Source organism: Paraburkholderia sp., from assembly GCF_036488505.1.
GTDB lineage: Bacteria > Pseudomonadota > Gammaproteobacteria > Burkholderiales > Burkholderiaceae > Paraburkholderia.
On record NZ_DASXHN010000502.1, the window covers coordinates 1 to 5,399 of the forward strand.

4 protein-coding genes are annotated in these 5,399 nt (G+C 65.0%); 1 reads left to right on the forward strand and 3 read right to left on the reverse strand.

Annotated features, from left to right (window positions below; genetic code table 11):
• Positions 1-688, reverse strand: a 688-nt coding sequence (locus tag VGH68_RS28750) for a nuclear transport factor 2 family protein (RefSeq protein ID WP_331607131.1), incomplete at its 3' end; no start/stop codon positions are given.
• Between the two features lie 85 nt (positions 689-773).
• Positions 774-1,346 (reverse strand): hypothetical protein, encoded by a 573-nt coding sequence (locus tag VGH68_RS28755; RefSeq protein ID WP_414697008.1) that lies wholly within the window; start codon positions 1,344-1,346, stop codon positions 774-776.
• A 357-nt stretch (positions 1,347-1,703) separates the two neighbouring features.
• Between VGH68_RS28755 and VGH68_RS28760 the strand changes: the two genes are divergently transcribed.
• Positions 1,704-3,677 (forward strand): methyl-accepting chemotaxis protein, encoded by a 1,974-nt coding sequence (locus VGH68_RS28760; RefSeq protein WP_331607132.1) that lies wholly within the window; start codon positions 1,704-1,706, stop codon positions 3,675-3,677.
• A 484-nt stretch (positions 3,678-4,161) separates the two neighbouring features.
• Here the strand turns inward: VGH68_RS28760 and VGH68_RS28765 are convergent.
• Positions 4,162-5,399 (reverse strand): methyl-accepting chemotaxis protein (locus tag VGH68_RS28765; protein WP_331607133.1); only part of this gene is annotated, 1,238 nt, incomplete at its 5' end.

Here is a 5,399-nt window from a genome sequence, read left to right on the forward strand (position 1 = left end):
TATCGGGAAACGGCAGATAAGGCATGTGGTCGTACCAGACTGGATCGTGCAGGCACAGGGTCTTATAGCGCTTGCGCCATGCGTCGCCCGGCTTGTCGTTCCTGTCGACGATGATCGTCGGCACGTTCAGTTGCCGCAGCCGCGCACCCAGCGCGATACCGCCCTGTCCGCCACCGACGATCAGACAATACGGCTGCTGCGTCACACCCAGCGTTTCGCTCTCGTGCTCGCGATGTTCCTTCCAGCTGGTTCGGCCGGCGCGCGCGCCGTGCTCCGCGCCCATCGGCCGCTTGAAGTTCTTCGGCTCTTCGTGGCCCTTCAGTTCGCTCATCGCCGTGAGCAGCGTCCAGATCAGGCCGTTCTTCAGGCGGATGAAACCATTGCCGCGCGCGACGCCAGTCTCGAACGTGATCCACGCCTGCGCGAGCCCGTCCGCTTCGGTTTCGGGCTCGCCGGTTGCGACGTGGAAATTCGACGGATCGGCGTTATCCAGTTGCGCTTCCAGCATCGCGGCGATCTGTTCGCGGCCTTCCATGGTCTTGATGTTCCAGGTAAAACTCACGAGGTCGCGCCAGTAGCAGTCCGGCTCGAACAGTTCGACTACGGCGGGAATGTCCCGGCTCGCGAGGGCGGTGTTCAGGCGCTCGAGCACGCCGGCTACAACGGGGATGGGATTGGTTTCGGCCACGGTTGCTCCTCCATTGGAACGGATGATCGGTACATTGCTAAAGGCGGGTCTCTCGCCCGCTCCGGAACGGCAAAAGCTGCGTGAATCAGCGTCGGTGTGGTGGCACGATCTTGTGCCGGGCGATGCGGCCAATCAGCTCGCCGCAAACGCCGAAGAGGGGCGCGGCGCTGCACGTCAGCGTAGTGAACGCGGCGCGAAAATGGTCGAACTTGTGCACCGTGATCGGTTCGCGGTCAAGCAGCACCGTCGCGATGCCGCAGGTGCCTTCCTCACGCTCTGACCAACAGGAGCCCGGGTACAATCCGGCGCGCTTGAACGCGGTGCGCCGGTCAGCGTCAACCCGATAGTCGATCGTCACTCCAGCCGCGTCGGTCAGCATCACGCAATAGTCGGCTTCCCGCACCATCTCGTGCAGCTGCGACAGGCACTGCCCCGATGCGCGCAGCACCGGTTCCTCCCGTTGGCGAATATCGCGAAGCTCTGGCGCCGTCAGGATACGGGGCCCGACCGTGGCAGCCGGATCGACGTGATATTGATCGAGCGAACGCCGGTACGACGACGCGAGTCGGAGCGACGCACCGTCGCCCGAGCGGGGCGCACGCGCGTCGATCACATTGCGCACGCGTTCGATATGTTGGGTCTGCGGAACATAGGGCATGACCAGTCTCCGGCGGTCCGATGGCGTCGCGCGTAACACGTCATTGCGGGGCACATCGATACTTCGGTGGTTCAAGCGTTGTACCACGCGCATTCGCCAAAATCACACCGCAATGCACCATCGATGTCATTGAGACGTCCGTCTCAGTCGACGGTCGGCAAGCACCACGCGCCCAGCGCCTTTAACGAGCGCGATCAGGCACTTATGCGGCGCCGCGCGATTACATAACGCTTGCCGTTAGCTAAAGGAAGCGCTAAATGCGGCCGTAAACCAGACACGATGCCGCCGAGTGCCCGTGCTCCCGCGCGCCCGCGCGCCCGGCGCGCATCGCTCGTCACTCTTACTGCGCACACGCCCATGGAATTTCTCTCTTTGCGCCGCGCCAGCGTCGGCGCCCGGCTCGCCGTGCTTTCATGCGTGCTGGTAGCGTTGATCTTCGCCGCCTTCACCTGGGCGCTCACGCGCAGCGCCGGCAAGCAGGTTAGCGACCAGGTGGTCGAACGCATCGCCGAGAAGGATCGCTCGATCGCCGCGATGATCGCCTTGTTCGACAAGGCGTTATCGGCCGAGGTGGACCGCTCGACGTCGCTGTTCGCCAGCTTTCTGCCCAATACCTACACGCTCGACGAAACGCAGAAAGTCGACGTGAACGGCGTGGCCACGCCGACTTTGAAGGCTGGCGACAAGGTACTGAACATGGATTTCAGTATCCCGGACCAGTTTCTCGAACGTAGCGGTGCGGTGGCGACGATCTTTGCGCGAACCGGCGACGACTTCGTGCGCGTCACGACATCGCTGAAAAAACAGGACGGCTCGCGTGCGATCGGCACGCTGCTCGACCGCAAGGGTCCGGCGTATGCGCTTCTTATCGCCAACAAGACCTATACGGGACTCGCGCCGCTTTTCGGCAAACGTTGGATCACGCAGTACCGGCCCGTTACCGATGCAAGCGGCCGCGTGATCGGCGCGCTGTTTGTCGGCGTGAACGTCGACCAGGAAATCCAGCAGGTCGAAGACGGCATTCGCAATCTGAAAATCGGCAACAGCGGCTATTACTTCGTGGTCGACGCGTCGAAGGGCGTGGATCGCGGCAAGCTGATCGTGCATCCCGCCGCGGCCGGCCAGGCCGCGGACAATGCGAACGCGCCGTATCAGCAGATGCTCGACGTGAAGGAAGGCCGCCTCCAGTTCAGTTCCGCCGACGCCACGCTCGGCGAGAAAGGCGCGCGCGAGAAGTTCGTCTCCTTCGTCACGGTGCCGGAATGGCAATGGCTGGTGGGCGGCATTGCACCGCGCGACGAGGTGATGGCCGAAGTCAACGCGACGCGCAATGACTTCCTGCTGACCGGCTTCGTGCTGGTCGCGCTGTTCGCGGTAGTTTTCCTGTTTGCGGTGCGGCGTCTGGTGAGCCGGCCGCTCGACGAGGCCGCGAGAGCGTCGGAGCGCTTTGCGTCGGGCGATCTGAGCGTGCGCGTGGCTGGGAGCGGAAGCCGGCGCGCCGACGAGATTGGCCGCCTGATGCACGCGATCGACGGCATCGGCGAAGGTCTGGCGCGCATCGTCTCGCAGGTGCGCAGCGCGTCGACCGATATGTCGCAGGGCACGCAGAAAATCGCCGCAGGTACGGGCGATATTGCGTCGCGCATCGCCACTCAGGCAAGCAGCCTCGAGGAAACGGCGGCGAGCATGGAGCAGATCACGTCGACGGTGCAGCAGAACGCCGATTACGCCACGCAGGCCAACACGCTTGTCACGCGCGCGGCGGACGCGGCGCTCGAAGGCGGACGCGCGGTGGAACGGGTGGTCTCGACAATGGGCGAAATCAGCCGCTCGTCGCGGAAGATCGCCGAGATAACCAGCGTGATCGAGGGCATCGCGTTCCAGACCAATATCCTTGCGCTGAACGCGGCCGTGGAAGCGGCGCGGGCCGGCGAGCACGGCAAGGGCTTTGCGGTGGTGGCCTCGGAAGTACGCGCGCTCGCGCAGCGCAGCGCGGCTGCGGTGAAAGAGATCGAAGAACTGATCGCCGAGTCGACCGCGACCGTGCAAAGCGGCTTCCAGATCGCCGAGCAGGCCAGCACGACGATGCAGGGCATCGTCGCTCAGGTCGGCCAGGTGCGCGCGATCATGGGCGAGATCAGCGTGGCATCGCGCGAGCAGTCGGGCGGCATCGAACAGGTCAACCTCGCGGTCACGCAGATCGGCGAGGCGACGCAGCAGAACGCGACCATCGTCAGCGAAGCGGAAGAAGCAGCCGCCGAATTGCGCGACCATGCCGCGCGCCTTGCGCAAGTGGTCGGCGTGTTCAAGCTGGAGAATGGGCGGGAGTGATGGGCGGGTTGGGGCGCGCTTTGTTTCTGCTTTGTTTGTGACTGGCGCGAGAGGAGTGGGGTGGGCGTGGAACTCGTGGTTCTGACCAGCGCGATGGCTGGATTCGTCGGTAACCGCGGTCGCACTTGCGGGCACGACTCGGCGCCAAATCAGGGTAGGCAAAGGCGACACCATTGATGTACGGGCGTATCGTCGCGCGGCGCCGCAGTCCCGCTATCGCAGCCGCGGGCATCGCGACGCAGACTGCAGTCGGGCGCTGAGCAATTGTGTCGGCTGCGGCGCTGCCGGTTTGAATCAAGGTGGAATGCGGTACCGCGTTCCCCGAGGCTCGACGGGGTATGTCGCGAGAGACGCTTGTCGAAAAAGTGGACATTCAGGTGAGGAAGGCCGAACGTCTGACGCGGGTCGCAAGGTGACGGTCCAAAAAACCGCACCGACGTGCCATGCATCGCGTGGTTTCGCCGCGAGATTGCGGCGCCGGTCCTTACGCGAACACTGCGCGGTGCTGCGCCGAAGCCGGCGCGAGCGGTGCACCGCCGTTAGCGTCGGCGGCGCCCACCTGAAACGCCGCAGCCGCGCGTTGCAGGCTCATCGCCTGCTCCTTCAGCGACTGTGCCGCGGCCGCCGCCTGCTCGACGAGCGCCGCGTTCTGCTGCGTCATGCTGTCCATCTGCGTGACCGCGAGATTCACTTGGTCGATGCCGGCGCTCTGTTCCGCCGCGGCCGCCGCGATTTCCTGGACGACACCAGTCACGCGCATGATCGCGTCGCGCGCTTCTTCAAACGTCGAGCCGGTGTTTTCGACCAGCGTTGCACCACTGCCGACGCTGCCCACCACTTGACTGATCAGCTCGCGAATTTCCTTCGCCGCGGTCGCGCTACGCTGCGCGAGGCTGCGCACCTCGCTCGCCACGACTGCGAAGCCGCGGCCTTGCTCGCCCGCGCGTGCTGCCTCAACCGCAGCATTCAGCGCGAGGATGTTGGTCTGGAATGCGATGCCCTCGATCGCCGCGATGATCTCGACCATGCGACCCGATTCGTTCGAGATACCTTTCATCGCCGCGACGGCCTGCGTGATCATGTCGCCACCGCGGTTCGCGATTTTCGCGGCGCCGGCCGCAAGCTCGCTGGCAGTGCGCGCGTTGTCTGCGGTCTGGCGGACCATCGCCGTCATCTGCTCCATGCTCGACGCCGTTTCCTGCAACGACGCCGCCTGGCTCTCGGTGCGCGACGACAGGTCCGCGTTGCCGTTCGCGATCTCGTTCGCGCCGCACGCAACGTTGTCGGACGCATGCTTGATCTGGCAGATGGTGCCCGTCAGCGCATCACGCATCCGCCGCATTACGTGCAGAAGGCTCGACGTGTCGCCGTCGCGCGTGCGGATCGCCACCGTCAGGTCGCCCGATGCGATCGCGTCCGCCACGTTGGCCGCATAGGCCGGATCGCCGCCGACCGTGCGCGCGATGCTGCGGTTCGTCACCGCGACGAGCGTCACGAGCACCGCCGACACGGCCACGAAGATCGCCCCGATCAGCCACAGTGACGCCATAAACGCCACGTCGATGTCGTCGACATAGGCGCCGGTCGCGATGATCCAGTCCCACGGCGCATAACGCACCACGTAGCCGAGCTTGTCGACCGCCCTGGCCGGCGTGACATGGGGACGGGGAAACACGTAGTCGACAAAGCCGCCCTGCGGCGCCTGCGCGGTCGATGCAAAGG